The sequence below is a fragment of the Nonomuraea sp. NPDC049378 genome (assembly GCF_055586745.1).
Window position 1 is genome coordinate 453,690 of the sequence record NZ_JBVJHP010000002.1, and the last position, 26,048, is coordinate 479,737.

The following is a 26,048-nucleotide window of genomic DNA, read 5'->3' on the forward strand; positions in this document are numbered from 1 at the left end:
TTCACTCATCGTCCGGGATGGCGGACAGCGACTCGCGAGTATGCCCGAAAGCGGCAAGCACCTCATCAAACGAGACCCGCTCCCCCGTATCCGTGACCGACCGGGCGAGCACCAGCGCCAGATCGCGAAGATCAGCCGCCGCTTCCTCCAGCTCATTGAGCCGGCGAATGCTCACGACGGCCGCCACTGGCTGATGCCGCCGGGTGACCACAAGGTCGGTCCCCTGCTCCGCATCAGCCACCAGGCGGGCAACGCCTCGCTGGGCCGCCTCTGTGACGCTCAGCTCATTAGCGTCGTGGAGAACAGTCATGCATCAACTGTACATCTTTCTATATAGAAGCGCAGCGCCCCGGGCCGAGCATCAGCTCAGGCCTCCCCTGAGGTCAGGCCGACGGGGCAGGTGACACCCGTGCCGCCGATGCCGCAGTACCCGTTGGGCACTTTGTACAGATATTGCTGGTGATAGTCCTCGGCGAAGTAGAAGGGGCCGGCGGGGGCGAGCTCGGTCGTGATGTCGCCGTAGCCGGCCTGCTTGAGCACCTGCTGGTAGGCGTCGCGCGAAGCCTCGGCGGCCTTCTGCTGCTCCGGGGAGTGGTAGTAGATGGCCGAACGGTACTGGGTGCCGACGTCGTTGCCCTGGCGCATGCCCTGCGTCGGGTCGTGAGCCTCCCAGAAGACCTTGAGGAGCTCTTCGTACGACACCTTCGCCGGGTCGAAGACGACCCTGACGACCTCGGCGTGCCCGGTGAGGCCGCTGCAGACCTCGTCGTACGTCGGGTTGGGGGTGTGGCCGCCCTGGTAGCCGGCGGCCGTCGTGACGACGCCCGGGGTCTGCCAGAAGATGCGCTCGGCGCCCCAGAAGCAGCCGAGGCCGAAGTCGGCGACCTCCAGCCCCGGTGCGTACGGCGGGGCGAGGGGGGCGTCGAGGACGGCGTGGCGGGCGGGCACGGGCATGGGCTCCGCGCGTCCCGGCAGGGCGTCCTCCGGTCGGACCATCGATGTCTTGTTGCCGCCGAACAGCCAGCCCATCTCGCACCTCCAGAGGTCTTCCCTCAGCCTACATACCCGTCAACACTTAAGAGATCCTGCATAATTCCCTATAGAGAAACACGTTTGTGTTTAAAGGTGGTAATGCCCGAAACTGGGGTACATGCCTGACCTTCGGCGCGGCGTACTGTTCGGGGCCGCCGCCTACACCATGTGGGGTCTGTTCCCGCTCTACTGGCCCCTGCTGAAGCCCTCGGACGCCGTGGAGATCCTGGCGCACCGGATGGTGTGGTCGCTGGTGGCCGTCGCCGCCGTGCTGGCCGTGCGCAGGCACTGGTCGTGGTTCAGGGAGCTGGCCCGCCGGCCGGCGAAGCTCGGCCTGCTGAGCCTCGCCGCCGTCGTGATCACCGTCAACTGGGGCACCTACATCTACGCGGTGAACACCGGGCACGTGGTCGAGAGCGCCCTGGGGTACTTCATCAGCCCTCTCGTCAACGTGCTGTTCGGGGTGGTGTTGCTGCGGGAGCGGCTGCGGCCGTTGCAGTGGACCGCGGTGGGGTTCGGGGCGCTGGCCGTGCTCGTGCTGACGGTCGACTACGGGCGGCCGCCGTGGATCGCCCTGACGCTGGGGATGAGCTTCGGCGTGTACGGGCTGGTCAAGAAGCGGGCGAACGTGGCCGCGACCGAGAGCCTGGCCGTGGAGACGCTGGTCCTGCTCCTGCCGGCCCTCGGCTACCTGCTCTTCCTGCAGGGCACCGGCGCGGCGACGTTCGGGACCGAAGGGATCTGGCACGCGGCGCTGCTGGCGAGCGGCGGCCTGGTCACGGCGGTGCCGCTGATCTGCTTCGGGGCGGCGGCCATCCGGGTGCCGTTGAGCACCATGGGGCTGCTGCAGTACATCGCGCCGATCCTGCAGTTCGCGTGCGGCGTGCTGATCGTGCAGGAGGTCATGCCGCCCAGCAGGTGGATCGGCTTCGCGATCGTCTGGGTGGCGCTGGCGGTCTTCACGTACGACAGCCTCAGGACGGCGCGTACGGCCGCCCGGGTCAGGCGATCGGCCACCCCAGCGGGCGAACCGGCGGGCGGCCGAGCGGGCGATCCCCCGAGCGGACCGGCGGGCGATCAGCCGCTGCGCTCCACCACGTAGTCACATAGCGCCAAAAATGCGTTCTTGGCGGGGATGTCGGGAAGGCCGAAAATGTCGGCACGGGCCCGGTCCACCCACGACTCCAGCTCCCGCCGCGCCCGCGCCATCCCCGGGTGCGCCCGCAGCAGCGTCAGCGCCTCCTCGACCTCTTCCTCGGCGACCGGTCCCGACAGCAGCGCGGTCAGCCGGGACGTCTCACCCGAGGCCAGCGCGTACAGCACCGGAAGGGTCCTGACGCCCTCGCGCAGGTCGGTGCCCGGCGTCTTGCCCGACTCCGCCCCGGTGGAGGCCACGTCGAGCAGGTCGTCGCCGAGCTGCCAGGCCACCCCGATGGCCTCGCACGCGCGGCTGAGCCGCTCCTCCACGTCCGCGGGAGCCCCGGACAGCAGCGCGCCGAAGCGGCCCGAGGCGGCGATCAGCGAGCCCGTCTTGTCGGACAGCACGCTGAGGTAGTGGCCGACCTGGTCCTCGTCGTCGCGCGGGCCGATGGTCTCGCGGATCTGCCCCTGGACGAGGCGGGAGAACGTCTGGGCCTGGATGCGGATCAGCTCGGGACCCAGGTCGGCCAGGATGTCGGAGGCCTGCGCGAACAGGTAGTCGCCGGTGAGGATCGCCACGGTGTTGTCCCACCGGGCGTTGGCGGAGGGCGTGCCCCGGCGCACCGGGGCCTCGTCCATGACGTCGTCGTGGTAGAGCGAGCCCAGGTGGGTCAGCTCGATCACGACCGCGCCGGGCACCACACCCGGCGCGGACGGGTCGCCGAACTGCGCGGCCAGCAACACCATCAACGTCCTGAACCGCTTGCCACCGGCCTCGATGAGATGCTTGGACGCCTCCGTGACGAAGGCGTCCTCGCTCTCCACGGACGAGCGCAGCAGCTTCTCGACCGCGGCCAGTCCGTTGGCCACGTCCTGCGCCAACCGCTCGTCCTCAATGGGAAGGTCAACCACGGGAGGCGCGGACATACGGGATCCCCTTATCTAATGAACAGGCTGCGAGCAGCGTCGTCAGCAACACCGAGCACGGACTCCGGGTAGAGCCCCACTCCTACGGTAACCAGCAGGGAGACGGCGATGACGGCCACGGTTCCCATACTGGGCACCGCGATCGCCGGTCCGTCGGCCGAGGGCTCGCTGAAGAACATCAGCACGATCACGCGGACGTAGAAGAACGCCGCGATCGCCGAGGCCACGACGCCCACGACCACCAGCGCCGCCATCCAGCCGCCCATCGAGTCGCCGGGCTGCGTGCCGCTCTCCAGCGCGGCCGCGAACACGGCATATTTGCCGAAGAAGCCGCTGGTCAGCGGGATGCCGGCGAAGGCCAGCAGGAAGAAGGCGAACGCCCCGGCCAGCATCGGCGCGCGCTTGCCGAGCCCGGCCCAGCGCGACAGGTGCCCCGCCTCGCCGCCCGGGTCGCGTACGAGCGTGACCACCGCGAACGCGCCGACCGTGGTGATGCCGTAGACCGCCAGGTAGAACAGGATCGCCTTCAGCGAGGCCGCGTTCTGCGCGGCGGTGCCGAACGTGGCCATCACGCCGACGAGCAGGAAGCCCGCGTGCGCGATGGACGAGTAGGCCAGCATGCGCTTGATGTCGGTCTGCGTGATCGCCAGGATCGAGCCGACGATCATGGTGAGCGCGGCGATCCCCCAGATGACCGGCCGCCAGTTCCAGTCGAGGTTGCCCAGACCCACCCAGAACACCCGCAGCACGGCGCCCACGGCCGCCACGAGCGTGCCGGAGGCCATCAGAGCGGTGATCGGCGTGGGAGCGCCCTGGTAGACGTCGGGCTTCCAGGCCTGGAACGGAGCCGCGCCGATCTTGAACATCAGGCCGACGCCGAGCATCGCGAGCCCGATCATCAGCAGCGGGTCGAGCGCGCCGCCGGCGGCCAGGGCCTGGTTGATGCCCGGCAGCGAGACGGTGCCCGCGAAGCCGTAGATCATCGCAGCGCCGTACAGGAAGAACGCCGAGGAGAACGCGCCCAGCAGGAAGTACTTCATGGACGCCTCCTGCGACAGCAGGCGGCGCCGGCGGGCCAGGCCGCACAGCAGGTAGAGCGGCAGCGACATGACCTCGAGGGCCACGAACATCATCAGCAGGTCGTGCGAGGCCGGGAACAGCAGCATGCCGCCCACGGCGAACAGGACCAGCGGATAGACCTCGGTGTGGCCGCCACCCGCGGACTCCGCCTCCTCCTCGTCGGCGCTGCCCGGAACGGCCGCGGCCGAGACGACGAAGTGACCCTCGTCGTTGATGAGCAGCACGCAGACGAACGACAGGACGAGGATGACGCCCCAGATGAACAGCGAGGGCCCGTCCACCGCGAGCGCGCCCACGGCGGAGGCCGTGGTGGACACCTGGCCGCGCATGACCTGGAGGAGGACCAGCGCGAATGCGCCGGCCAGGCTGAGCAGGGTGAGCGCCACGTGGATCGGCTTGCGCATGTAGCGCGGCACGAAGGCCTCGACGAGCACCCCGATGATGGCAGCGCCGAAGACCACCAGCAGCGGCGCGAGCGTGCCGTATTCGATCGTCGGCGCTGGGATGGAGTTCACTGACCTGTCCCCTTCTCAGCGATGGTGGAGGTGGGTACGCCCACGTTGGTCAGCGTCTGTTGCACTGACGGGTTGATCACGTTGAGCAGCGGCGCGGGGAAGAACCCGAAACCGATGATCAGGGCGACCAGCGGAGCCAGCACCCAGACCTCGCGGGCGTTCAGGTCCTTGAACGGCTTGACCGGCTCGGCGGTCGGGCCGTTCAGGGTCCGCTGCACCATCCACAGGATGTAGACGGCCGCCAGGATCACCGCCACCGCGGAGACGACCGCGGCCGCCGTCAGCGCCCCCGAGCCGTGGGCCTGGCTCGAGTACGTGCCGATCATGACCATGAACTCGCTCACGAAGGACGACAGGCCCGGCAGGGAGAGCCCGGCCAGACCGGCGACGAGGAAGAAGCCCGCGAGCACCGGCGCGACCTTCTGCACGCCTCCGTAGTCGCCGATGAACGGCGAGCCGCGCCTGGCGATCAGGAACCCGGCGGCCAGGAACAGCGCGCCGGTGGCGAAGCCGTGGTTGACCATGTAGAGGGCCGCGCCGGACTGGGCGACCGACGACATGGCGAACACGCCCATGACGATGAACCCGAAGTGCGAGATCGACGTGTACGCGATGAGCCGCTTCATGTCGGTCTGCCCGATGGCCACGATGGCGCCGTAGATGATGCTGATGACCGCCAGCACGATGATCGGCACCGTGAACGTCTTGGCCGCGTCGGGGAACAACTCCAGGCAGAAGCGGAGCATGCCGAACGTGCCGACCTTGTCCAGGACGCCGACCAGCAGCACGGCGGCTCCGGCCGGAGCCTGCGCGGCCGCGTCGGGCAGCCACGTGTGCACCGGCCACAGCGGCGCCTTGATCGCGAAGGCGATGAAGAACCCGCCGAAGAGCCACTTCTGCATCGTCGGGTCCTGGATGGCCCCGACGAGTTCGGGGAACATGAACGTCTGCTTGCCCGCGACCACGTAGAGCCCGATGACCGCGACCAGCATGAGCAGGCCGCCGAACAACGAGTACAGCAGGAACTTCACGGCCGCGTAGGACCGCTGGGCGCCGCCGTACGAGCCGATCATGAAGTACATCGGGATCAGCATGGCTTCGAAGAAGACGTAGAACAGGAAGATGTCGGTCGCCGCGAAGACGCCGATCATCATCGTCTCCAGCACCAGCAGCAGCGAGAAGTACGTCTTCACCGAGCGCTTGGGCGTGATGAGCGTGCCGTCGGCGGTCTTGACGCCGTCGGCGTCGTGCCACGAGGCCAGCACCACGATCGGCACCAGCACCGCGGAGAGCGCGATCAGCACGAGCGCCACGCCGTCGACGCCGACCCCGAACTTCACGCCGAAGCTCGGGATCCAGTCGTACTCGGCGACGAACTGGAAGCGCTCGCCCGACGGCTTGAACCCGGCGGCCATGACGCCCGTCAGGACCAGCACCGCCAGCGAGACCAGCAGCGTGACCTGCTTGGCCAGCTTGTCTCTGCCCTTGGGAAGCAGGGCCACCACGATGGCGCCCAGCACGGGCACCGCCATGAGTATCGGAAGCCAGGGTGACATCAGATGTTCCCAACGAGGAGCAGGGCGCCGGTCAGCAGGGCGGCACCGATCAGGATGGACAGCGCGTACGTTCTGGCGAAGCCCGTCTGGATCCGCCGCAGGCGCCCGGAGCTGCCGCCGATGCCCGCCGCCAGACCGTTGACCAGCCCGTCGATGCCGCGGTTGTCGAAGAACACCGCGAGGCGGGTCAGCCACTGGCCGGGACGCATGAAGAGCGACTCGTTGAGCGCGTCACCGTACAGGTCGCGCCGGGCGAACGTGGTGAGGAAGGAGCCGCGCGGCTGCACGGACGGAACCTCGGCCCGGCCGTACCTCATCCACGCGAAGGCGGCGCCGACCGCGACGAGCGCCAGGGTCGCCAGGCCGGGGGTGCTGGTGAAGTGGAAGGCGGGCAGTTCCTCGGGCCGGCCGACGGCCGGGGCCAGGAACACCATCAGCCGGTTGCTCAGGACGAGGTAGGCGCCCAGGCCGAGCGCGCCGAGCGACAGGACCATCAGCGGGATGGTCATGACGGACGGCGACTCGTGCGGGTGGGCGTCGTCGGCCCAGCGCTTCTCGCCGAAGAAGGTCATGAAGACCATCCGCGACATGTAGAAGCCGGTGATGCCCGCGCCGAGCACGGCCAGCCAGCCGAGGATCGGCTGGTGGTGCACCGCGGTCTCGATGATGCCGTCCTTGGTGAAGTAGCCGGACAGCAGCGGGAACCCGATGATCGCCAGGTAGCCGATGAAGAACGTGGCGAAGGTGATGGGCATGAACTTACGCAGCCCGCCGTACTTCCGCATGTCGACCTCGTCGTTCATGCCGTGCATGACCGAGCCGGCGCCGAGGAAGAGGTCGGCCTTGAAGAAGCCGTGCGTGATCAGGTGGCCGATCGCGAACGCGTAGCCCGCGGGGCCGAGGCCCGCCCCGAGCATCATGTAGCCGATCTGCGACATCGTCGAGCCGGCCAGGCCCTTCTTGATGTCGTCCTTCGCGCAACCGATGATCGCACCGGCCAGCAGCGTGGCCGCGCCGACGACGGCCACGGCGAGCGCGGCCCCCGAGCCCTCGGGGAAGAAGAACGCCCCCGAGCGCACCACGAGGTAGACGCCGGCGGTGACCATGGTCGCGGCGTGGATCAGGGCCGACACGGGGGTCGGGCCCTCCATGGCGTCGAGCAACCACGACTGCAGGGGCAACTGCGCCGACTTGCCGCACGCGCCGAGGAGCAGCAGCAGGCCGATGGCCAGCATGGTGCCGTTCTCGGTGCCGGGCGTGATCTGCTCGCCGAGGCCCTGGAACGTGAGCGTCCCGAACGTGGTCCAGATCACGAACATGCCGACCAGCAGGCCGAAGTCGCCGACGCGGTTGACGACGAACGCCTTCTTCGCCGCGGTGGCCGCCGACGGCTTGAACTGCCAGAACCCGATCAGCAGGTACGAGGCCAGGCCCACGCCCTCCCAGCCGATGAACAGACCGACGTAGTTGTCGGCCAGCACCAGCAGGAGCATCGCGGAGACGAACAGGTTGAGGTAGGCGAAGAACCTGCGCCGGTGCTCGTCATGCGACATGTAGCCGATGGAGTAGATGTGGATCAGCGAGCCCACACCGGTGATCAACAGGGCGAAGCTGATCGACAGCGGGTCGATCAGCAGCCCCATGTCGACCATGCCGGGGATGAACTCGTAGAGGTGCACGGCCCGCCGCCGCTCCTCCGCCCCGAACCCGATCAGCTCGAAGAACGCCAGCACCGCCACGACGAACGAGGCGAGGGACATGGCCACGCCCAGCAGATGGCCCCAGCGGTTCGTGAACCGGCCGAACACCAGCAGGATGAACGCCCCGACGAGCGGGAAGGCGATCATCAGCCCGGACAGTCCGATCACGCCGCCGGTGTGCTGGGCGATCTCAGCGATATGAGATTCCACCAGTCACCTCTTAGTACTTCAGCAGGTTGGCGTCGTCGACGGACGCGGACCTGCGGGTTCGGAAGATCGTCACGATGATGGCCAGGCCGACGACGACCTCGGCCGCGGCCACCACCATCACGAAGAACGCGATGATCTGGCCTTCCAGGTTGCCGACCTGCCTGGAGAAGGTGACGAAGGCGAGGTTGCAGGCGTTGAGCATGAGCTCCACGCACATGAACACCACGATCGCGTTGCGCCGGATGAGCACGCCCATCGCGCCGATGGCGAACAGCAACCCGGAAAGGATCAGGTACTGCGTGGTCACTTGGTCACCCCGTTGCTCTTGTCGGCGTCGGTGTCCGCGCCGTCGTCATCGGCCCGGTGCTTGATGGCCGCGGCGAGCTTGGGGTCCTCGGGCAGGTGGCCGTGCTCGACGTCGTAGCGCGCGATGTAGCGGTTGACCGAGGACTCGGCGACCGACCCGTCCGGCAGCAGCGCGGGCATGTCGATGGCGTTGTTCCTGGCGTACGTGCCGGGGCCGGGCAGCGGCGACGGGCGGTCGCCCTGGAACCGGGCGCGGGACAGGTCCTTCTGCGTGGCCTTCTCGGTGAGCCGCTCGCGGTGCGCCAGCACCATCGCGCCGAGCGCGGCGGTGATCAGCAGCGCCGAAGTGATCTCGAACGCGAAGACGTACTTGGTGAACAGCAGCAGCGCGATGGAGCGGATGTAGCCGCCCTGCGCCGTGGCCTGCGCCAGCCCGACCTGGTCGCCGAAGAACGCGTTGCCGATGGCGAGGACGATCAGCGTCACGAAGCCGAGCGCCGCGACGGCGGCCCAGAAACGCTGGCCCTTCAGCGTCTCGACGAAGGAGTCCGACGAGTCCACGCCGACGAGCATGAGCACGAACAGGAACAGCATCATGATCGCGCCGGTGTAGACGATGATCTGCACCGCGGCCAGGAAGGGCGCGTCCTGCACGGCGTACAGGACGGCCAGGCTGAGCATCACGGTGCCGAGCATCAGCGCCGAGTAGACGGCCTTCCGGTTGAAGACCACGCCGAGCGCGGCGCCGACGGAGACGACGGCGAGCACCCAGAAAGTGATGGTCTCACCCATTGGTCCGTCCCAGGCGGTAGTAGTCCTCTTCGGTCTCGCCGAGCCGCATCGGGTGCGGAGGCTGCTCCATGCCCTGGGTCAGCGGCGCGAGGAGCATCTCCTTGGTGTAGATGAGGCTCTCGCGGCTGCTGTCGGCGAGTTCGTACTCGTTCGTCATGGTGAGCGCGCGGGTCGGGCAGGCCTCGATGCACAGGCCGCACAGGATGCACCGCAGATAGTTGATCTGGTACGTGCGCCCGTAACGCTCGCCCGGCGAGAAGCGCTCCTCGTCGGTGTTGTCCGCACCCTCCACGTAGATCGCGTCGGCCGGACACGCCCAGGCGCACAGCTCGCACCCGATGCACTTCTCCAGCCCGTCAGGCCAGCGGTTGAGCTGGTGACGCCCGTGGAAGCGCGGAGCCGTCGGCTTCTTCTCCTCCGGGTAGTTCGTCGTGACGGGCTTCTTGAACATCGTATGGAAGGTGACCCCGAAGCCCTTGACGGGGTTCAGCCAATCAGTTAGTCCCACTGGGAATCTCCTTGTGCTGCACCCCGTGGTAGTGCGGCAGATCGAGCGGCGGCACCGGGAAGCCGCCCGCCACCGGCTCCTTGGACAGTTCCTCGAACTCGGCCTCCACCTGGGCCTTCTTGGCCTCCCTGCGCCGCTGGTTGACGGTGTCGAACCGCATCCAGATGGCCAGTGCCCCGATCACGATCACCGCGCCGAGCCCGATGCCGATCATCCGGTCGCCCTCGTTGATCACGACGTTGCGCACCGCGGCCACCAGCAGGATCCACGCCAGGTTCACCGGGATCAGCACCTTCCAGCCCAACGCCATGAGCTGGTCGTACCGGACGCGCGGCAGCGAGGCACGCACCCACACGATGAAGCTGAACGTCAGCAGGAACTTGATGAAGAACCACAACACCGGCAGCCAGCCGACGTTCGCGCCGTCCCACAGCGAGATCGGCCACGGAGCCCGCCAGCCGCCCAGGAACAACGTCACCGCGATGCCGGAGGCAGTGAACGTGTGCAGATATTCGCCCATCATGATGAGAGCGAACTTCAGCGACGAGGAATACTCGGTTTGGAAGCCGCCGACCAGCTCGCCCTCACCCTCGGGCAGGTCGAACGGGATGCGCGCGGCCTCGCCGAACATGCAGACCACGTAGACCAGGAACGACGGGATCAGCAGCACCGCGAACCACGTCTGCTCCTGCGCCTTGACGATCTCCGACGTCGACAGCGTGCCCGCGAACAGGAAGATGGCCACGAACGACAACCCCATGGCGATCTCGTACGAGACCACCTGGGCCGCCGACCGCAACCCGCCCAGCAGCGCGTACGGCGAGCGCGACGACCACCCGGCCAGCACCACGCCGTAGACCGAGACCGCGCCCATGGCGAGCATGAACAGCACCGCCACCGGCAGGTCGACCAGCTGCAGCGGCGTCTGCACGCCGAACAGGTTGACCATCGGCGCGAACGGCACGATCGAGAAGGCCAGGAACGCGGGCACCACCATGATGACCGGCGCCAGCAGGTAGAGGACCTTGTCGACGGTCCGCGGGAAGAGGTCCTCCTTCAGGCCCATCTTCAGGCCGTCGGCCACGGTCTGCAGCAGGCCGAACTTGCCGGCCCGGTTGGGGCCGTAGCGGTGCTGCATCCGCGAGATCAGCTTGCGCTCGTACCAGACGCCGAACAGGACGCTCAGCATCAGGAAGACGAACAGCATCACGGCCTTGACGATGGTGATCCACAGCGGGTCCTTGCCGAAGTCGGCGAGGGTGGGATCGGCCGCGAGAAGGTGCATCATGAGGCGCTCCCGATCGTGACGATGTCGCCGGCCACCGCGCGCAGGTCACGCGTGACCGAGCAGCCGCCGGAGTTGGCCGGCACCCACACCACGCGTTCCGGCAGGTCGGCGACGCGCACCGGCAGCGTGACGGTGTCGGCGCCCGTGCCGCCGATGACGAGCTTGTCGCCGTCGGCGACGCCGATCTCGGCGGCGGTGACCGCGCTGACCAGCGCCTCGGCCTCGCGGGCGGTGCCCGCGAGGTAGGGCTCGCCGTCCTGCAGCCTGCCCTCGTCGAGCAGCAGGTGCCAGGTGGCCAGCAGCGCCTCGCCGGCCGCCGGGGCGACCTGGGCGCGGGTGGCGGTGTGCGGGGCGGTGACGCGGCTGCCGCGCCAGGCGCCCAGCCCCGACAGCTCCCGCCGCACGGCCTTGGCGTCGGGCAGGCCGAGGTGCACGTCCATCCGGTCGGCCAGGTTGCCGATCACCGCGAGGTCGGACTGCAGCCCGGGCACCTTGAGCGGCGCCTCGAACGAGCGGCCCCTGCCCTCCCAGTTGACGAACGTGCCGCCCTTCTCCTGGACGGCGGCGACGGGCAGCACCACGTCGGCGCGGTCGGTGACGGCGCTGGCGCGGATCTCCAGGCTGACGATGAACGGCGTGCGCTCGAGCGCGTCGAGCGCCGCCGCGGGGTCGGGCAGGTCGTAGGGGTCGACGCCGCCGACGACCAGCGCGTCCAGCGCGCCCTCGCCGGCGGCGGCGAGGATGCCGGCGGTGTCGCGGCCCGGCCCGGCGGGCAGCGAGGCCACGTTCCACGCCCTGGCGACCTCGGCCCTGGCGGTCTCGTCGTCGGCCGGGCGGCCGATCGGCAGCAGGTTGGGCAGCGCGCCCGCCTCGACCGCGCCGCGCTCGCCGGCCCTGCGCGGGACCCAGGCGAGCCGGGCGTCGCAGACGTTGGCCAGCCGCAGCAGGGCGGAGAACGCGCCGGGCACGGTGGCCATGCGCTCGCCCGCGAGCACGATCGTGCCCGGGGCCAGCGTGCCGAGCAGGTCCCCGATGGCGTCGGCCTCGGCGCCGGGAGCGGTGCGGATGAGCGTGCCGCCCATCTTGACCAGGCCGGGCGTCGCGAACGGCGCGATCGAGGTGACCTTGAGCCCCTTCTTCATCCACGCCTTGCGCAGGCGCAGGAAGACGATCGGCGACTCCTCCTCGGGCTCGAACCCGACGAGCAGCACGTGCGGGGCGTTCTCGAGGTCGGCGTAGTCGATCTCGATGCCCTTGCCGGCCACCGCGTGAGCCAGGAACTGCGCCTCCTCGGCGGAGTGCGGCCTGGCGCGGAAGTCGATGTCGTTGCTGCCCAGGGCGATCCTGGCGAACTTGGCGTAGGCGTAGGCGTCCTCGACCGTGGCCCGGCCGCCGACCAGCACGCCGGCCCTGCCGCGCGCCCTGGCCAGGCCCTCGGCGGCCACCGACAGCGCCTCCGGCCACGAGGCGGGCACGAGCACGCCCTCCTCGTTGCGGACCAGCGGCGTCTTCAGCCGGTCGGGCTGCTGCGCGTAGGTGAACGCCCAGCGGCCCTTGTCGCAGTTCCACTCCTCGTTCACCTGCGGGTCGTTGCCCGCCAGGCGGCGGGTGACCCGGCCGCGCCGGTGGTCGGTGCGCATGCTGCAGCCGGAGGCGCAGTGCTCGCACGCGCTCGGCGTGGAGACCAGGTCGAACGGGCGGGCCCTGAACCGGTAGGCGGCGCCGGTCAGCGCGCCGACCGGGCAGATCTGCACCGTGTTGCCGGAGAAGTAGGAGTTGAACGGCTTGCCGTCGGCCGTGCGCACCTGCTCCTTGGCGCCGCGCTCGAAGAACTCGATGAGCGGGTCACCGGCGATCTGGTCGGAGAAGCGGATGCAGCGCGCGCACTGCACGCAGCGCTCGCGGTCGAGCAGCACCTGCGTCGACAGCGGCAGCGGCTTGGGGAAGGTGCGCTTCTGCTCCTGGAACCGGGACTCGCCGCGGCCGTTGGACATGGCCTGGTTCTGCAGCGGGCACTCACCGCCCTTGTCGCAGACCGGGCAGTCGAGCGGGTGGTTCAGCAGCAGGAACTCCATGGCCGCGCGCTGCGCCTTCTCGGCGACCGGCGAGGTGAGCTGCGTCTGCACCACCATGCCCTCGGCGACCTCGATCGCGCACGACGGCTGCGGCTTGGGGAAGCCCCGGCCGTTTCCCGCGTCGGGGATGTCGACCAGGCACTGCCGGCAGTTGGCCGCCGGATCGAGCAGCGGATGGTCGCAGAACCGCGGGATCTGGATGCCCAGCAGCTCGGCGGCCCTGATGATCAGAGTGCCCTTGGGGACACTGACCTGGAACCCGTCGATGGTCAGGGTCACCAGGTTCGTTTCGGTCTCTACGACGGTCACTGCTCACCCCAGAGAGTGGACTTCTTCGGGTCGAACGGGCAGCCGCCGATCTCGAAGTGCTTGAGGTACTCATCGCGGAAGTACTTCACCGAGGAGTGGATCGGGCTGGTGGCGCCGTCGCCCAGCGCGCAGAACGACCGGCCCAGGATGTTGTCCGCGATGTCGGTGATCGTGGCCAGGTCGTCCTCGGTGCCCTGGCCCGCCTCCAGCCGCTTGAGCACCTGCTTGAGCCAGTAGGTGCCCTCGCGGCACGGCGTGCACTTGCCGCACGACTCGTGGGCGTAGAACTCCGTCCAGCGCAGCACCGTACGGACCACGCAGGTGGTGTCGTCGAAGATCTGCAGGGCTCGGGTGCCGAGCATCGAGCCCTTGGCGCCGACCGCCTCGAAGTCGAGCGGCACGTCGAGGTGCTCGTCGGTGAAGATCGGCGTGGAGGAGCCGCCCGGGGTCCAGAACTTGATCCGGTGCCCGGCGCGGATGCCTCCGGCCATGCTGAGGAGCTCGCGCAGCGTGATGCCGAGCGGCGCTTCGTACTGGCCGGGCCGGGTGACATGGCCGCTCAGCGAGAAGATGCCGAAGCCCTTCGACTTCTCGGTGCCCATCCCGGCGAACCAGTCGGCGCCGTTGCCGATGATGGAGGGAACACTGGCGATCGACTCCACGTTGTTCACCACAGTGGGCGAGGCGTAGAGACCCGCCACGGCCGGGAACGGAGGCTTGAGCCGCGGTTGACCCCTGAAGCCTTCGAGCGAGTCGAGCAGCGCCGTCTCCTCGCCGCAGATGTAGGCGCCCGCGCCGCTGTGCACGACCAGCTCCAGGTCATACCCGGAGCCGAGGATGTCGGTGCCGAGATAGCCCTTCGCGTACGCCTCCCGCACGGCCGCCTGCACCCGCCTGATCACGTGCAGCACCTCGCCGCGCACATAGATGAAGGCGTGGCTGGCCCGGATCGCGTACGACGTGATGATGACGCCCTCGACCAGCGCGTGCGGGTTGGCCATCATCAGCGGGATGTCCTTGCAGGTGCCCGGCTCCGACTCGTCGGCGTTGACGACGAGATAGTGCGGCTTGCCATCCCCCTGGGGGATGAACCCCCACTTCATGCCGGTCGGGAAGCCCGCGCCGCCGCGGCCGCGCAGCCCGGAGTCCTTGACGGCCTGGATGACGGCGTCGGGCTCCATGCCCAGCGCCTTCTTGGCCGCCTCGTACTCGCCGTAGCCGTCGAGGGTGAAGGAGTCGGGCTGGTCCCAGTTCGCGGTCAGGACCGGGGTGAGAGTGACGCTCATGCCTCAGGGGCCTTCCATCCGTTGGCCTTGGCGACCTTCAGGCCCTCCAGCGAGGGGCCGGCGGCCGACGGGCCGTCACCGGCCAGGCCGTCGGGCAGGCCCGCGAGCACGCGCGAGGCATCCTTGAAGGTGCAGAGCTTCTTCGGGCCGCGCGTGGGCCGCACGTCCTTGCCGTCGCGCAGGTCGTCGACGAGCTGCTTGGCCGACTCGGGCGTCTGGTTGTCGAAGAACTCCCAGTTGACCATCATGACGGGGGCGAAGTCGCAGGCCGCGTTGCACTCGAGGCGCTCCAGCGAGACCTTGCCGTCGGGGGTCGCCTCGTCGTGTCCGACGCCGACGTGCTCCGACAGCTCCTCCCAGATCTGGTCGCCGCCCATGACCGCGCACAGCGCGTTGATGCAGACGCCGACGTGATAGTCGCCGACCGGCTTGCGCTTGTACATGGTGTAGAAGGTCGCGACGCCGGTGACCTCGGCCTTGCTGATGCCGAGCATCTCGGCACAGAACTCCTGCCCGTGGTCGGAGACGTAGCCGTCCTCCGACTGCACGAGGTGGAGCAGGGGCAGCAGCGCCGACCGCGTCTTCGGGTAGCGCCCGATGATCTCCTTGGCGTCCCGTTCGAGACGCTCACGGACATCCGGTGAATAGGTCATGAGCGCGCCTCCGGCACCCTCATGACCCAGGTGCTGTGTCTCATTGTTCGCTCGCGAAGCTCGCTCACCTGTCCACACCTCCCATGACGGGGTCGATAGATGCCACCGCGGCGATCACGTCGGCGACCTGGCCGCCCTCGGCCATCGCGGGGAAGCCCTGCAGGTTGCAGAAGGACGGCTCGCGGAAGTGCACGCGGTAGGGGCGGGTGCCGCCGTCGCTGACCACGTGCGCGCCGAGCTCGCCCTTGGGCGACTCGATGCTGGCGTACGCCTGCCCGGCCGGCACCCTGAAGCCCTCGGTCACCAGCTTGAAGTGGTGGATGAGGGCCTCCATCGAGGTGCCCATGATGTGGGCGATGTGGTCGGGCGAGTTACCGAACCCGTCGGGGCCGAGCGCGAGCTGCGCGGGCCAGCCGATCTTCTTGTCCTCGATCATCACCGGGTCGCCCTTGAGCGGCCCCGCGATGCGGTCGAGCGCCTGCTCGACGATCTTGAGGGACTCCTCCATCTCCTTCATCCGGACGAGATAGCGCGAGTAGACGTCGCACCCACGCTCGGTGGGGACGTCGAACTCGTACGTCTCGTAGCCGCAGTAGGGCTGCGACTTGCGCAGGTCCCACGGCAGGCCCGCGGCGCGCAGGATCGGGCCGGTGATGCCCAGCGCCATGCAGCCGGTCAGGTCGAGGTAGGCGACGTCCTGCGTGCGGCGGACATAGACCGGGTTCTCGTCGAGGAGCTTGCGGATGTCCTTGATCCGCTTGGGCATCTCCTTGAGGAACTCGCCGACCTTGTCGACCGCGCCCGCGGGCAGGTCGACGCTCACGCCGCCCGGCCGGATGTAGGCGTGGTTCATGCGCAGGCCGGTGATGTACTCGAACAGGTCCATGACCATTTCGCGGTCGCGGTAGCCGAACAGGAACGGCGTGGTCGCGCCCAGCTCCATGCCGAACGTGCCCATGGCCACCAGGTGCGAGGCGATGCGGTTGAGCTCCATCATCATCACGCGGATGGCCTGCGCCCGGTCAGGGATGCGGTCCTCGATGCCGAGCAGCTTCTCGACGCCCAGGCAGTAGGCGGTCTCGTTGAAGATCGGCGAGAGGTAGTCCATGCGGGTGACGAATGTGGTGCCCTGCGTCCACGTCCGGTATTCCATGTTCTTCTCGATGCCGGTGTGCAGGTAGCCGATGACGCCGCGCGCCTCGGTCACCGTCTCACCGTCGAGGGTCAGGACCAGCCGCAGCACGCCGTGCGTGGACGGGTGCTGCGGGCCCATGTTGACGACCAGGCGCTCGTCCTGCGAGTCGCGCACGCCGGACACGACCTGGTCCCAGTCGGCCCCTGTGACCGAGTAGACCTTGCCCTCGGTCGCCTCGTCATAAGCCGTGCTCACGCGTGTTCCTCCCGCCGGTCGTCAACGCTCAGCTCGACATGCTCGCTCACGCGTACGACCTCCTGTGATCGGGCGAGGGGATGGTGGCGCCCCGGTATTCCACGGGGATGCCGCCCAGCGGGTAGTCCTTGCGCTGCGGGTGGCCGTCCCAGTCGTCGGGCATCATGATCCGGGTGAGACCCGGATGGCCGTCATAGATGATGCCGAAGAAGTCGTACGTCTCCCTCTCATGCCAGTCATGACCAGGGTAAACGCCAACGGTGGATGGAATGTGCGGGTCGTCGTCGGGGCAGGCGGCCTCGACGCGTACGCGCCTGTTGCGGGTGATCGAGCACAGGTGGATGACCGAGTGCAGTTCCTCGCCCGTCAGGTGCGGGTAGTGCACGCCGGACACGCCGAGCGAGAGCTCGAAGCGCAGCGCCGGGTCGTCGCGCAGCTTCTGGCACACCTCGACCAGCCGCTCCCGCTTGACGTGCAGGGTGAGCTCGCCGCGGTCGACGACGACCCGCTCGATCGCGTCGTCGAGCGCGAGCGCGTCGACGATCTCGTCGAAGTAGCCGCCGTACGGGCGGGGCGTCGAGATCTGGGGCTGCCGGCGCACGACGAGACCGCCGTAGCCGGAGGTGTCGCCGGAGTCCGAGGCCCCGAACATGCCGTGCCTGGCGACGGGCGCCTCGGGCACCGCGGGGACCTGGGCCTCAGGCGTCTGCCCGCTGTCCGGGCTGCCAGGGAGGTTGTCGGGCGAGGTCACTTCGATGCCCCCTGGTCGATCAGCGGCAGCGTACGCAGCGCCTGCAGCTCGAGCTCGTCGATCTGCTTGGCGCGGTGCGCGCCGAACTTCATGTTCTGGATCTTGTCGTGCAGCTTCACGATCGCGTCGATCAGCATCTCGGGCCGCGGCGGGCAGCCGGGCAGGTAGATGTCGACCGGAACGATGTGGTCGACGCCCTGCACGATGGCGTAGTTGTTGAACATGCCGCCGCTGGAGGCGCACACGCCCATGGAGATGACCCACTTGGGCTCGGCCATCTGGTCGTAGATCTGGCGCAGCACGGGAGCCATCTTCTGCGAGACCCGCCCGGCGACGATCATGAGGTCGGCCTGGCGAGGAGACGCCGAAGCGCGCTCCATGCCGAAGCGCGCCAGGTCGTAGTGGGGGCCACCGGTGGCCATCAGCTCGATGGCGCAACAGGCGAGGCCGAACGTGGCCGGCCACACGGAGCTCTTACGCGCCCATCCGGCGGCCGCCTCGACGGTGCTGAGGATGAACCCGCTGGGGAGTTTCTCTTCAAGTCCCATTTTCAGTCCCAGTCCAGACCCTTGCGGCGCCACACGTACGCGTAGGCGGCGAGCACGGTGACGATGAACAGCAGCATCTCCACGAGGGCGAACAGCCCCAGGCCCGGGGCGATCGCCTGGCCCGCGTCGTTCAGCTCCGGCGCGAACGAGACCGCCCACGGATAGAGGAAGATGATCTCGATGTCGAACACGATGAAGAGCATCGCGGTGACCATGTATTTGAGCGGGAACCGTCCACCACCGACCGGCTGGGGCGTCGGCTCGATGCCGCATTCGTAGGCGTCAAGCTTGGCGCGGTTCCAGCGCTTGGGGCCGGTGAAGGGAGCGATGGCGACCGAGAAGATCGCGAAGCCCCCCGCGAGAACGGCGAGCACCAGGATGGGCACGTAAAGGTCCATCGCTACGCCTCCTCTGGAGTCGCCGCGCGCGCGGGCGCGCAGCCGGATCTGTCAGTTGTGAGATTCATGCTGGTGGCGCGACCTTCGAGAGTGCGTTTATGATCTTGTCCGACGCATCGCCTCGCCGGTCGGTGAGATTACCAAGGAGTTTGAGCGCGAAGCGCATCAGCCTCGGGTGGGGAAGCCCGTGCCTGGTGCCGAAGCGCATCACGCCCGGCTTCCCGATCGCCTCGACGAACCATCTGCCGAGAGTGAAGTAACCACCGTATGCGTCTTTCAGCACGCGGGGGTAAGCCCGCAGGGTCCGCTCGCGCTGCGCGGGAGTGGTGCCCCTGAGGGCCTTTGCGATGATCTCGGCGGCGATCTCGCCGGTCTCCATGGCGTACGCGATGCCCTCGCCGTTGAACGGGTTGATCGAGCCGCCGGAGTCGCCCACCAGCATCAGGCCGCGCGTGTAGTGCGGCTGCCTGTTGAAGGCCATGGGGAGCGCGGCGCCGCGGATGGGCGCCGTCATGTTCTCCTCGGTGAAGCCCCAGTCGGCCGGCATCGACCGGCACCAGCGCCTGAGCAGGTCGCGGTAGTCGATGTTCTTGAACTGGGCGCTGGTGTTGAGCAGGCCGAGCCCCACGTTGGCGGTGCCGTCGCCGACGCCGAACACCCAGCCGTAGCCGGGCAGCAGCGTGTCGCCGTCCCACAACTCCAGCCACGTCTCCAGGTAGTCGTCGTCGTGGCGGGGGCTCTCGAAGTAGGTGCGCACGGCCACGCCCATCGGGCGGTCCTCGCGCTTGTGCAGGCCCATGCCGAGGGCGAGGCGGGTGCTGTTGCCGTCTGCGGCCACGACCACGCGCGCGCGGAACGTACGGCCGTCCTTGGTGGTCACGCCGACGATGTGGCCGCTGCGGTCGTCGAGCACCGGGCCGGTGACGGTGACGCCCTCCATGAGGCGCGCGCCCGCCTTCACCGCGGTGGCCGCGACGATCTGGTCGAAATCCTGCCGGGTGCGTACGAGCCCGAAGTCGGGGAAGCGCTCCAGCTGGGGCCAGTCGAGCTCGAACCGCAGGCCACCGCCCACGACGCGCAGGCCCTTGTTCCTGACCCAGCCGGGGGCGTCGATGTCGACCCCCATGTTGAGCAGCTGCTTGACGGCCCGCGGCGTCAGGCCGTCGCCGCAGACCTTCTCGCGGGGGAACCTGGTCTTCTCCAGCAGCAGCACGTCGAGGCCGGCCTGGGCGAGGTAGAAGGCGGCTGCGGAGCCGGCCGGGCCGGCGCCGACGACGATGACATCAGCGTCAGCTGTGCCCCTGGTCGCGTCAGCGCCACTCTGTCGGCTTCGCTCTCTCGGGACGAGCTCCTGCGCTTGAGGTCGGGCTGCTGGCACGGTCACTGGACTGTCCTGTCCTACACGCTCGAAGGCCTTGGGGTGTCGCGCCTTCGTTCCTTTGTGAACCCCTTCACAAACTTGTCGGCCCGAAGTCTACTGCTTTTCGTGCACATAGTGGCAGTCGGGGGGCACTTCCCGGACACGACAAGGCCCTTCGTCCTGACGAAGGGCCTTTACCTGCGTGCCGGGCGCCGTCAAACGTCGAACTCGTCGTTCCGGACCCCCTTGACGAAGGCCCGCCACTCGCCGGGGGTGAAGATCAGGGCCGGTCCGGAAGGGTCCTTGGAGTCACGGATCATGATCTCTCCGCCGGCGCCCCTGGCGAACTCGACACACTCACCTGCCGCTCCGCTGAACGAGCTCTTCCGCCAGCCATCCGACAGGACAGAACCGTTCATCGGACGGCGTCCCCCCAGCCTCAAGAGTCACTACGGCCACACTAGTGGTTGGAGGCATCGTAGAAGCGCTTGGTAACCGATTGATGACGATTACTTTCCGAAATGATCGCCTAAAGGCCGGCCAGCGAGGCGATGAAAGCCCGTGACTCCTCCTCGCTCAGGGCCTGACCCAGGAGCCCGTCGAACACCAGAGAGTACTGGAGGACCGTCTCCTCGTCTTCTGACAGCGTGAAAACGGGATGGTTCTCGAAGTAGACGGCCTCGCGGGAGATGTGCCCCAGCACCGGCATCGCGGGAAAGCTCAAAAGGATGAAGTTGGCGATGTCGGTAGGATGCGGTTGCTCCAGCGGGAGCACGCGAATGCTGACGTTCGGCATGTCGCTCATCTTCATGAGATGGCTCATCTGGTCACTCATCAGCTTGGCGTCCGCGTCGCCGAAACGCCGGCGCAGGACCGCCTCGTCGAGCACGACGGAGTAGTTGAGCGGCGGGTCCTTCATGAGCACCCGCTGCCGGCGCAGCCTCGCACGGGTCCTGCGCTCGATCTTGCCGGGCGGCGCCATCTCGACTATGCGGGCCAGGTAACCCATGTGCTCGGCGTAGTCGCGTGTCTGCAGCAGCCCGGGGAGGCTGAAGGACCCCCAGGCCCTGACCAGGCTCGCGCCGTCCTCCAGCCCGAAGAGTTCCACGACGGCGTCGGCGAACACGTCCGCGTAGGCGTCCCACCACCCCTTGTTCTCGCCGTGGGCGAGTTCGAGCAGCAGGCGGCTGAGCTCGTCGTCGACTCCGTAGTGCTTGAGGAGCAGCGCCACGTCCTTGGCCGAAGGCGCCACCTGGCCCGTTTCGAGGCGCGAGATCTTGGAGGTCGACCAGCGTAAGGACCGCGCGACCTGCACGCCGTGGAGCCCCGCCTCCTCGCGAAGTCGCCGCAGCTCGGCGGCGAGCTTCCGGCGGCGGAGTGTCGGATTGATTTCTCCGACCACTCGGCTCCTCCCAAGGAATTCACTGATTATGCCCATTTCAACTACTGGGCAATCCTCGCCGGGAAGGTCTGCTTTCGCCCCGGAAAGAATCCCTGCCATCATCCCCGCGGGAATTGCACGGGAACGCCCTCCGGCACACCCTTGTGGTAGCCCGCCATGAAGGAATGCGGAGGAAGAAGGGAGGGGCAGATCCGGGAATTTCGGGTGCGCGAATGGGCGGATGGTCGGAACCCACCCGCCCGTAGCCGCGCTGCACCCTGACTCTGACTCAGACCAAAATCCGGAGCCGCGGACATGTCCGACAGTACACGCGGGAGCAGACAACGCAAGGGTAGCTGGGCACAATTAACCGCCGCCGTGAACAGGTGGATCTGGCGCGGGCCCAACGAGTTCGCGAGAGACAACGGCCGGGAGATCGACCACCCCCCGGGGCCGCCGCGGGCCTGGTCTGAGCGGTGGCGAGCCGAGATCGCGACTGGTGCTCAGGCACCGGTTCCAGGGCCTGTGCCCGCACCTCATCACCATCGAGCTCAGGCGGGCTTGAACCCCCTGTGCATGGCGACGATCCCCATCGTGAGGTCGCGCCATGCCACCCGTTCCCAGCCGGCGTCCTGGATCATGCGCGCCAGCGTCGGCTGGTCGGGCCAGTCGCGGATCGACTCCGCCAGATATTCGTAGGAGTCGTCATTGGACCCGAACACCTTGGCCACCTTGGGCAGCAACTTCATCAGATATTCGCGGTAGACCAGGTTGAACGGGGCGAACGTGACGTGCGAGAACTCGAGGATCACCAGGCGCCCGCCCGGCCTCGTCACCCGCAGCATCTCCTTCAGCGCCCGCGGGGTGTCGTGCACGTTGCGCAGCGCCACCGAGATCGTCACCGCGTCGAAGGAGTCGTCGGCGAACGGCAACCGCAGCGCGTCACCCGCGACGAACGGCACCCCCTGCCCCGTCAACGCGTTGCCGCCGTGGCGGCGCACGCCGGTGCGGAGCATGCCGAGCGAGAAGTCGGAGGCGATCGCCCGCGCGCCCAGCGAGGTGAACGCGTCGGTGGAGGTGCCCGTGCCGGCCCCCAGGTCAAGGACGATCTCCCCGGGCCCCGCGTCGACCGCGGCGGCCGCCGCCCTGCGCCAGAGCCTGACCTGCCCGAGGGAGACCACATCGTTGACGAAATCGTAACGCCGGGCGGTGCGATCGAACATCGCGGCGACCTCGTCCGGCTGTTTGTCCAACTGAGCGCGCGTCATGCCCACACCATATGGCCACCGGAACATTCAACGGAAAGTATCCACCTCATTACGCAACGTCTGCTAGAAATTGGCGAATGCTTGCCCGTCTCGCCCTTGCGGCGATCATCGCCTCGGCCCCCACCGCGCATCCTCGCGTCGTGCTGGCCGACCCGATCGACAGCACTCCCCACGTGCTCGACGGCATCGTCAACGCCATCGCCGTCGTGGGTCGCACCGTCGTGGTCGGCGGTGCGTTCAGCGAGGTCGCCGACGCCGCCCGCACCACCACCTATCCGCGCTCCAACGTGTTCGCCTACGACCTGGCCACCGGCCGGATCCTGGAGGACTTCGCGCCCGTCGTCCCCGGCGCCGTCCACGGCCTGGCCGCGGGCGAGCGCGGCACCGTCTACGTCGGCGGCCAGTTCTACGGCGTCAACAACGAGCCGTCCAGGGCGCTGGCCAAGCTGCGCCTCTCCGACGGCGCGCTGGTGCCCGGCTTCGCACCGCGCATCGGCGGCGGCACGGTGACCACGCTGGCCCGGCAGGGCTCCAAGCTGTACGTCGGCGGCGACTTCATCAGCCCGCGCACCGCGCTGGCCAGGCTCGACGCGGTCACCGGCGCGGCCGACCCCGACTTCGCCATCACGCCGGGCAAGCCGCTGACCAGGCAGGTGAAGGTCTACGCGCTGGCCGTCTCGCGCGACAGGCTCGCCGTGGACGGCACGTTCACCACGCTCGACGGCGCGTCCAGGCCGCAGCTCGGGCTGATCGACGTCAGCGGGCGCGTGGCCAGGGTCGCTCCGTGGCGGACCGACGTGTACGCGCGCAAGTGCATGGCCGCGTTCCCGTCGTACGTGCGCGGCCTCGACTTCTCCCCCGACGGCCGCTATTTCGCGGTGGTCACCACGGGAGGCCCGAGGGCCGGCATGTGCGACACGACCGCCAGGTTCGAGACCTACGCCAAGGGCTCGCGCATCAAGCCGACCTGGGTCAACAGCACGGGGGGCGATTCGCTCTACGCGGTCTCGGTGACGGGGGCGGCGGTCTATGTGGGCGGGCACCTGCGCTGGCTGGACAATCCGCGAGGCCGCGACTCCGCCGGCCCTGGAGCGGTGTCACGGCCCGGCATCGGCGCCATTCATCCGCGCACGGGAAAGGCCCTGAGTTGGAATCCGACGCGCGAGCGCGGGATCGGCGTGAAGGCGTTTTACGCGCATCCCACCGGACTACTTGTCGGTAGCGACACGACGAGACTCGGACGGGAGTACCATGCCCGGATTGGCATGTTCCCCCTGCCCTAGTCGTCGTGCGGCTTCGGCCGGTCGACCTTGTCGCTGATGCGCGCACTCAGGGCATCACGCTGTCTGGACAGCAGGACGTAGCTGGCTATGCCGCTGATCAGGAATGAGCAGACGATCAGCACCAGCGGGTTAGTCAGTCCGAGCAGCCACAGCACACTCAGGGTCACCAGAAACAGGCCGATCCGCGACGCGGTGTAAACGAGAACGGGACGCACGGGTTCGAGGTTACTCGGACCCGTGTCGCGGTCGCTCTTCGCATCAGACGCGAGCACTGCTACTGTCCCAGTCAGGGAGTTTCGTAAAGAAACACCCACGAGAGCCCCAAAGAGGCTCTATCATATAACAATCGGGCAGTCAGCTGATAACAACCCGTGATCTTTGTAGAAAACCACGGATAAATCAGGCTTCGCTCGACACACTGGTTACCTGTCCGCCCGCTGGCAGGAAGCGGGATGCGAGGGGGAGAGATTGGTGGAGAGTAGCAGCGAGCGTCTGCTGACCCCAGGAGAGGTTGCCGCCCTCTTCCGGGTAGACCCAAAGACGGTTACGCGCTGGGCTGCGGCAGGCCGCATCAGCAGTATCCGCACCCCCGGAGGGCACCGGCGCTTCCGCGAGTCGGAAGTCCACGCCCTTCTCCGAGGCGAGGACGTTCTCACGGCCGACAGGCCGGCAGGTGAGTCCCCGCGCGTCTGACGTTCCGTCCAGTCGGTGATCCTGTCCGCCAGGATCACCGCGGACGGGATCGACTTGTTGCGTGCTTCCCGGCCACACTTCCGTACGGTGAGCACGGGGCGGCGCCATCCGCCGACCGTGGCTGGCGCCTGTCCGTCCGTTCCCCCCTCAGGCACCTTCCTGCTCGGCCTTGAAGGCCAGGAACTCGCGTTCCAGATCGTCGTTCTCCTCTTCCCAGCGCCGGCGGCGCTCGGCTGCCTCCTCCTCCGTCAGCGCCTCGGGCAGGAACGTCTCGTAATCGGGATCATCGGGCTGGAGCTCCACGTACGCGTTGCCGATCAGCCGACCGTCTTCGCTGGTCAGGCTCTGCGGCACGCGTAGCGTCCCGTCCGCGAGCCGGATGACGTACATGGTGGACCACCTAGATTCCGTAGCGCCGGTTGAAGAACAGCATGACGTCGAGCGCCATCCGCGTGTCGCCTCCGAGCATGTCCACCAGGGCGGGACGCTGGCGGGAGGCGATGGCGGCGAAGGCGTCGGCGAAGAACTCCTTGCGTCCCAGCCCGCCTCCCTGGCGGTGGAACGTCGAGGCCAGCACCGGCATGGCCGTCTCGTAGAGCCGCACGAACTCGGGCGAGTCCGATACCCACTCGCCGTGCGCCGAATCGACGTCGTCGATGGCGTGGCCGACCTCGTGCATCATCACGTCAGGAGTGGGCGAGGGACGGTCGCCCACCACGATCTTGCGGTCCCCGTACGCACCCGCGCAGATGTCCCAGGTCGCGCGGCCCGACGGTAAGGGGGCGCCGCGTAAGTAGCCCATGTCGTCGAGGTCGGGCACGCCTCCGGGGCCGACGTAGATGCCTTCGAGGCCGGCCGCGAGCTTGTCCTTGAGCCCGTCGGGCAGCCGGGCCAGGCTCTCCACCGCGTGGACGACCTCGGGGGACGGCGGCCCTCTCCGGACGTCCCACTGCCGGTGCAGGATCTGCTCCAGCCTGCCGCAGTGGCGTAAACCGTCGCCCATCGAGGGCACGTCGGGCCGGTTCGGCTGCGCCCTGGGCGGCTCCTCGTTGAGCTCGAAGTCGTACCAGGTGTAGCGGGGGCGCTCGGCCACGGCGGCCGGCAGCCGCGCGCGGCGCTCGCGCACCGTGAAGGCGTCCCACGTCACCTGGCGCTCGCGACGGCCCGGCGGCGTCCCCGCCTCCCCTTCAGGCCGGGCCCCGCGCTCCGCACGGTCACCGCCCGGCCATCCCCGCTCCGGCTGCCCGGCGATCGGCCAGGCGCCGCGCTCCGGCTGGTCGGCCCCCGGCCAGTGCCTGCGGTCCGGCTGATCACCCCCGGGCCAGTGCCTGCGTTCCGGCTGGCCCGCGCCGGGCCAGGCCGACCGCTCCTGGCGGCCGCTGAGCTTGCCGCTGCTCGCCGGACGCCGGCGGTCCGTGCCCTCGCGTTCTCTGGCCGCCGCGCGGGCCTCCCTGCGCCTTTCACGGGCGTTGGACCAGAACGAGCGCTCGGAGTCGGGTGGCGCCTCGCCGCGCCGGGAGAAGAGGTAGGAACCGCGCCGCCACCAACGTCCGCGTCGATGCCGGCCCTTGTCGTGAGAAAAGGCCATCGCACCCCTCA

The 26,048-nt window shown here is 68.5% G+C and carries 27 protein-coding genes; 3 read left to right on the forward strand and 24 right to left on the reverse strand.

Features of this window, described 5'->3' with window-relative positions; translation table 11 throughout:
* Position 1: 1 nt before the first annotated feature.
* Together ACZ6SA_RS07065 and msrA are read right to left on the reverse strand one after the other, a co-directional pair.
* On the reverse strand, positions 2-310 hold the full coding sequence (locus tag ACZ6SA_RS07065) for a type II toxin-antitoxin system prevent-host-death family antitoxin (protein WP_347648375.1): 309 nt from the start codon (positions 308-310) through the stop codon (positions 2-4).
* A gap of 56 nt (positions 311-366) precedes the next feature.
* A complete protein-coding gene (msrA, locus tag ACZ6SA_RS07070) occupies positions 367-1,029 on the reverse strand; it encodes a peptide-methionine (S)-S-oxide reductase MsrA (protein ID WP_443155679.1) in 663 nt (220 codons plus the stop codon).
* 121 nt (positions 1,030-1,150) lie between these two features.
* On the opposite strand from msrA, the gene rarD reads away from it, so the two are divergent.
* Positions 1,151-2,134 (forward strand): EamA family transporter RarD, encoded by a 984-nt coding sequence (gene rarD, locus ACZ6SA_RS07075; RefSeq protein ID WP_347648373.1) that lies wholly within the window; start codon positions 1,151-1,153, stop codon positions 2,132-2,134.
* On the opposite strand, the gene ACZ6SA_RS07080 is transcribed toward rarD, so the two are convergent.
* The 19 genes from ACZ6SA_RS07080 to ACZ6SA_RS07170 form a co-directional block, all read right to left on the reverse strand.
* A complete protein-coding gene (locus ACZ6SA_RS07080; protein ID WP_347648372.1) occupies positions 2,110-3,099 on the reverse strand; it encodes a polyprenyl synthetase family protein in 990 nt (329 codons plus the stop codon). The genes rarD and ACZ6SA_RS07080 overlap by 25 nt on opposite strands.
* Before the next feature lie 11 nt (positions 3,100-3,110).
* Positions 3,111-4,694 (reverse strand): NADH-quinone oxidoreductase subunit NuoN, encoded by a 1,584-nt coding sequence (gene nuoN, locus ACZ6SA_RS07085; protein WP_465827014.1) that lies wholly within the window; start codon positions 4,692-4,694, stop codon positions 3,111-3,113.
* Positions 4,691-6,250 carry an NADH-quinone oxidoreductase subunit M gene (locus ACZ6SA_RS07090; protein ID WP_443155683.1) on the reverse strand — a complete coding sequence of 520 codons (1,560 nt, stop codon included), beginning with the start codon at positions 6,248-6,250 and terminating at the stop codon, positions 4,691-4,693. The genes nuoN and ACZ6SA_RS07090 overlap by 4 nt, the downstream gene beginning before the upstream one ends.
* Positions 6,250-8,097, reverse strand: a complete 1,848-nt coding sequence (gene nuoL / locus ACZ6SA_RS07095) for an NADH-quinone oxidoreductase subunit L (RefSeq protein WP_347648491.1) — start codon at positions 8,095-8,097, stop codon at positions 6,250-6,252. The genes ACZ6SA_RS07090 and nuoL overlap by 1 nt, the downstream gene beginning before the upstream one ends.
* Positions 8,098-8,170: 73 nt before the next feature.
* Positions 8,171-8,467, reverse strand: coding sequence for an NADH-quinone oxidoreductase subunit NuoK (gene nuoK, locus ACZ6SA_RS07100; protein WP_347648369.1), 297 nt, complete (start codon positions 8,465-8,467; stop codon positions 8,171-8,173).
* Entirely contained in the window at positions 8,464-9,258 is a 795-nt protein-coding gene (locus tag ACZ6SA_RS07105; RefSeq protein ID WP_465827016.1) for an NADH-quinone oxidoreductase subunit J, read from the reverse strand. Before ACZ6SA_RS07105 ends, nuoK begins: the two co-directional genes overlap by 4 nt.
* On the reverse strand, positions 9,251-9,766 hold the full coding sequence (gene nuoI / locus ACZ6SA_RS07110; protein ID WP_347617211.1) for an NADH-quinone oxidoreductase subunit NuoI: 516 nt from the start codon (positions 9,764-9,766) through the stop codon (positions 9,251-9,253). Before nuoI ends, ACZ6SA_RS07105 begins: the two co-directional genes overlap by 8 nt.
* Positions 9,753-11,054, reverse strand: a complete 1,302-nt coding sequence (gene nuoH, locus ACZ6SA_RS07115) for an NADH-quinone oxidoreductase subunit NuoH (protein WP_443155684.1) — start codon at positions 11,052-11,054, stop codon at positions 9,753-9,755. The genes nuoI and nuoH overlap by 14 nt, the downstream gene beginning before the upstream one ends.
* The gene (locus ACZ6SA_RS07120; RefSeq protein WP_443155685.1) at positions 11,051-13,438 is read right to left on the reverse strand and encodes an NADH-quinone oxidoreductase subunit G; all 2,388 of its coding nucleotides are present in this window, start codon (positions 13,436-13,438) and stop codon (positions 11,051-11,053) included. Before ACZ6SA_RS07120 ends, nuoH begins: the two co-directional genes overlap by 4 nt.
* Positions 13,435-14,724, reverse strand: coding sequence for an NADH-quinone oxidoreductase subunit NuoF (gene nuoF, locus ACZ6SA_RS07125; RefSeq protein ID WP_443155686.1), 1,290 nt, complete (start codon positions 14,722-14,724; stop codon positions 13,435-13,437). The genes ACZ6SA_RS07120 and nuoF overlap by 4 nt, the downstream gene beginning before the upstream one ends.
* Entirely contained in the window at positions 14,721-15,407 is a 687-nt protein-coding gene (gene nuoE, locus ACZ6SA_RS07130; RefSeq protein WP_347648490.1) for an NADH-quinone oxidoreductase subunit NuoE, read from the reverse strand. The genes nuoF and nuoE overlap by 4 nt, the downstream gene beginning before the upstream one ends.
* Positions 15,408-15,441: 34 nt before the next feature.
* Positions 15,442-16,767, reverse strand: coding sequence for an NADH-quinone oxidoreductase subunit D (locus ACZ6SA_RS07135; RefSeq protein ID WP_347648364.1), 1,326 nt, complete (start codon positions 16,765-16,767; stop codon positions 15,442-15,444).
* 46 nt (positions 16,768-16,813) lie between these two features.
* The gene (locus ACZ6SA_RS07140) at positions 16,814-17,518 is read right to left on the reverse strand and encodes an NADH-quinone oxidoreductase subunit C (RefSeq protein ID WP_347648363.1); all 705 of its coding nucleotides are present in this window, start codon (positions 17,516-17,518) and stop codon (positions 16,814-16,816) included.
* A complete protein-coding gene (locus ACZ6SA_RS07145; protein ID WP_347617218.1) occupies positions 17,515-18,066 on the reverse strand; it encodes a NuoB/complex I 20 kDa subunit family protein in 552 nt (183 codons plus the stop codon). The genes ACZ6SA_RS07140 and ACZ6SA_RS07145 overlap by 4 nt, the downstream gene beginning before the upstream one ends.
* Positions 18,067-18,068: 2 nt before the next feature.
* Positions 18,069-18,464 (reverse strand): NADH-quinone oxidoreductase subunit A, encoded by a 396-nt coding sequence (locus ACZ6SA_RS07150; protein WP_132592415.1) that lies wholly within the window; start codon positions 18,462-18,464, stop codon positions 18,069-18,071.
* A gap of 64 nt (positions 18,465-18,528) precedes the next feature.
* Positions 18,529-19,848: a geranylgeranyl reductase family protein gene (locus ACZ6SA_RS07155; protein WP_465827019.1), complete on the reverse strand. Its 1,320-nt coding sequence runs from the start codon at positions 19,846-19,848 to the stop codon at positions 18,529-18,531.
* 191 nt (positions 19,849-20,039) lie between these two features.
* On the reverse strand, positions 20,040-20,243 hold the full coding sequence (locus ACZ6SA_RS07160; RefSeq protein WP_347648361.1) for a DUF397 domain-containing protein: 204 nt from the start codon (positions 20,241-20,243) through the stop codon (positions 20,040-20,042).
* A gap of 110 nt (positions 20,244-20,353) precedes the next feature.
* Positions 20,354-21,226, reverse strand: coding sequence for a helix-turn-helix domain-containing protein (locus ACZ6SA_RS07165; RefSeq protein ID WP_347648360.1), 873 nt, complete (start codon positions 21,224-21,226; stop codon positions 20,354-20,356).
* A 530-nt stretch (positions 21,227-21,756) separates the two neighbouring features.
* Positions 21,757-22,473, reverse strand: coding sequence for a demethylmenaquinone methyltransferase (locus tag ACZ6SA_RS07170; RefSeq protein ID WP_347648359.1), 717 nt, complete (start codon positions 22,471-22,473; stop codon positions 21,757-21,759).
* A 77-nt stretch (positions 22,474-22,550) separates the two neighbouring features.
* Here ACZ6SA_RS07170 and ACZ6SA_RS07175 point away from each other — a divergent pair, with 77 nt between their 5' ends.
* The gene (locus ACZ6SA_RS07175) at positions 22,551-23,756 is read left to right on the forward strand and encodes a hypothetical protein (RefSeq protein WP_347648358.1); all 1,206 of its coding nucleotides are present in this window, start codon (positions 22,551-22,553) and stop codon (positions 23,754-23,756) included.
* Here ACZ6SA_RS07175 and ACZ6SA_RS07180 read toward each other — a convergent pair.
* Entirely contained in the window at positions 23,753-23,971 is a 219-nt protein-coding gene (locus tag ACZ6SA_RS07180; protein WP_347648357.1) for a DUF4229 domain-containing protein, read from the reverse strand. The two genes, ACZ6SA_RS07175 and ACZ6SA_RS07180, sit on opposite strands and share 4 nt — an antisense overlap.
* Before the next feature lie 256 nt (positions 23,972-24,227).
* On the opposite strand from ACZ6SA_RS07180, the gene ACZ6SA_RS07185 reads away from it, so the two are divergent.
* A complete protein-coding gene (locus ACZ6SA_RS07185; protein ID WP_026214226.1) occupies positions 24,228-24,449 on the forward strand; it encodes a BldC family transcriptional regulator in 222 nt (73 codons plus the stop codon).
* A gap of 147 nt (positions 24,450-24,596) precedes the next feature.
* Here the strand turns inward: ACZ6SA_RS07185 and ACZ6SA_RS07190 are convergent, their stop codons facing one another.
* Both ACZ6SA_RS07190 and ACZ6SA_RS07195 read right to left on the reverse strand, forming a co-directional pair.
* Positions 24,597-24,839: a hypothetical protein gene (locus ACZ6SA_RS07190; protein WP_347648356.1), complete on the reverse strand. Its 243-nt coding sequence runs from the start codon at positions 24,837-24,839 to the stop codon at positions 24,597-24,599.
* Positions 24,840-24,849: 10 nt separating this feature from the next.
* The gene (locus ACZ6SA_RS07195) at positions 24,850-26,037 is read right to left on the reverse strand and encodes a hypothetical protein (RefSeq protein WP_465827021.1); all 1,188 of its coding nucleotides are present in this window, start codon (positions 26,035-26,037) and stop codon (positions 24,850-24,852) included.
* Between the last annotated feature and the right edge of the window lie 11 nt (positions 26,038-26,048).

Excerpts from the sequence above, each read along its gene's own strand:
- ACZ6SA_RS07080 (WP_347648372.1), bottom strand. The coding sequence starts at position 3,099 with ATGTCCGCGCCTCCCGTGGTTGACCTTCCCATTGAGGACGAGCGGTTG.
- ACZ6SA_RS07170 (WP_347648359.1), bottom strand. The coding sequence starts at position 22,473 with ATGACGCGCGCTCAGTTGGACAAACAGCCGGACGAGGTCGCCGCGATG.
- ACZ6SA_RS07090 (WP_443155683.1), bottom strand. The coding sequence starts at position 6,250 with ATGTCACCCTGGCTTCCGATACTCATGGCGGTGCCCGTGCTGGGCGCC.
- ACZ6SA_RS07145 (WP_347617218.1), bottom strand. The coding sequence starts at position 18,066 with ATGGGACTTGAAGAGAAACTCCCCAGCGGGTTCATCCTCAGCACCGTC.
- ACZ6SA_RS07160 (WP_347648361.1), bottom strand. The coding sequence starts at position 20,243 with ATGAACGGTTCTGTCCTGTCGGATGGCTGGCGGAAGAGCTCGTTCAGC.
- nuoF (WP_443155686.1), bottom strand. The coding sequence starts at position 14,724 with ATGAGCGTCACTCTCACCCCGGTCCTGACCGCGAACTGGGACCAGCCC.
- ACZ6SA_RS07150 (WP_132592415.1), bottom strand. The coding sequence starts at position 18,464 with ATGGACCTTTACGTGCCCATCCTGGTGCTCGCCGTTCTCGCGGGGGGC.
- msrA (WP_443155679.1), bottom strand. The coding sequence starts at position 1,029 with ATGGGCTGGCTGTTCGGCGGCAACAAGACATCGATGGTCCGACCGGAG.
- ACZ6SA_RS07195 (WP_465827021.1), bottom strand. The coding sequence starts at position 26,037 with ATGGCCTTTTCTCACGACAAGGGCCGGCATCGACGCGGACGTTGGTGG.
- ACZ6SA_RS07175 (WP_347648358.1), top strand. The coding sequence starts at position 22,551 with ATGCTTGCCCGTCTCGCCCTTGCGGCGATCATCGCCTCGGCCCCCACC.
- rarD (WP_347648373.1), top strand. The coding sequence starts at position 1,151 with ATGCCTGACCTTCGGCGCGGCGTACTGTTCGGGGCCGCCGCCTACACC.
- nuoH (WP_443155684.1), bottom strand. The coding sequence starts at position 11,054 with ATGATGCACCTTCTCGCGGCCGATCCCACCCTCGCCGACTTCGGCAAG.
- ACZ6SA_RS07065 (WP_347648375.1), bottom strand. The coding sequence starts at position 310 with ATGACTGTTCTCCACGACGCTAATGAGCTGAGCGTCACAGAGGCGGCC.
- nuoL (WP_347648491.1), bottom strand. The coding sequence starts at position 8,097 with ATGATCGCCTTCCCGCTCGTCGGGGCGTTCATCCTGCTGGTGTTCGGC.
- ACZ6SA_RS07190 (WP_347648356.1), bottom strand. The coding sequence starts at position 24,839 with ATGTACGTCATCCGGCTCGCGGACGGGACGCTACGCGTGCCGCAGAGC.
- ACZ6SA_RS07105 (WP_465827016.1), bottom strand. The coding sequence starts at position 9,258 with ATGGGTGAGACCATCACTTTCTGGGTGCTCGCCGTCGTCTCCGTCGGC.